Consider the following 1042-nt stretch of genomic DNA (forward strand, 5'->3'; position numbering starts at 1 on the left):
CCCGCGAGGCCCTGCACGCCCTCATCACACACGCCTTCACCGTCCTTGGCGTGCATCGCGTTCACGCCAGCATCGACCCGCGCAACGTGGCAGTCGTGGCGCTGCTGGCCCACCTGGGCTTCCGGCATGAGGGCACCAGCCTCCAGAGTTACCTGCACCGGGGCGAATGGACGGATGACGCCGCGTACGCCGTCCTGGCCTCAGAATGGACGGCATGACGGCAGCGGAGGCAGAGCAGGAATGGCTCGACCTCGTCAATGACCACGACGAGGTCATCGGCGCGGTCACCCGCGAGGACGCCTACACGCGCGGCCTGACCTTCCGCGTCATCAACGCGTTTCTGGTCAACCGGGCGGGCCAGCTGTGGATTCCGCGCCGCACCGCGCACAAACGTCTGTTCCCCGGCTGCCTGGACATGAGCGTCGGCGGGCACGTGGAACGCGGCGAGACGTACGAACAGGCCTTCCGGCGCGAGACGCAGGAGGAACTGAACCTGAACATGGACGACCTCTCCTGGCAGTAGATCGCCAGCTTTGGCCCACGCGACGGCCTGAGTGCTTTCATGCATGTCTACGAACTGCGCCGCGACGACCCGCCCACCTTCAACCCCGACGATTTCAGCAGCGCCGAATGGCTCACGCCCGCCGAACTCATCCGGCGCATCGAACAGGGCGACCCGGCCAAGGGGGACCTGAAGCGGCTCGTGCAGCTGTGTTACGGGGTGGGCCGTGCATGACGTGCCGCCTCTGCCAGACGCACCTGAAGCCCGGAACGTCCCTGGCTATGACACTCGAACGCCTGCAAGCGCAGGTCACGCAGTCTCTGATGGAGAATCAGTCATGACAGTCCCTAGGGTATTTATTGATGGTGAGGCCGGAACGACGGGCCTTCAGATCCGGCAGCGGCTTCAGGGCCGCGCGGATATCGAGCTGCTGACCATCGATCCGGCGCGGCGCAAGGACAGTGGGGCGCGGGCAGAGCTGCTGAACGCGGCGGACGTGTCGGTCCTGTGCCTGCACGACGACGCGGCGCGCGAGGCAGT

The 1042-nt window shown here is 66.3% G+C and carries 3 protein-coding genes and 1 pseudogene; all 4 read left to right on the forward strand.

Annotated features, from left to right (window positions below; genetic code table 11):
* Positions 1-218 (forward strand): GNAT family protein (locus QZ271_RS14335; RefSeq protein ID WP_291432621.1); only part of this gene is annotated, 218 nt, incomplete at its 5' end.
* Positions 215-523, forward strand: coding sequence for an NUDIX domain-containing protein (locus tag QZ271_RS14340; RefSeq protein WP_291432622.1), 309 nt, complete (start codon positions 215-217; stop codon positions 521-523). The genes QZ271_RS14335 and QZ271_RS14340, both read left to right, overlap by 4 nt.
* Before the next feature lie 39 nt (positions 524-562).
* Entirely contained in the window at positions 563-736 is a 174-nt protein-coding gene (locus QZ271_RS14345; protein WP_291432623.1) for a hypothetical protein, read from the forward strand.
* Positions 737-839: 103 nt separating this feature from the next.
* A pseudogene (locus QZ271_RS14350) lies at positions 840-1042 on the forward strand (N-acetyl-gamma-glutamyl-phosphate reductase); the annotation flags it as partial.

The sequence above is a fragment of the Deinococcus sp. genome, assembly GCF_018260555.1.
In the GTDB taxonomy this organism is placed as follows: domain Bacteria; phylum Deinococcota; class Deinococci; order Deinococcales; family Deinococcaceae; genus Deinococcus.

Bases quoted from the DNA above. Each gene is read 5' to 3' on its own strand.
- QZ271_RS14340 (WP_291432622.1), top strand. From the start codon at position 215: ATGACGGCAGCGGAGGCAGAGCAGGAATGGCTCGACCTCGTCAATGAC.
- QZ271_RS14345 (WP_291432623.1), top strand. From the start codon at position 563: ATGCATGTCTACGAACTGCGCCGCGACGACCCGCCCACCTTCAACCCC.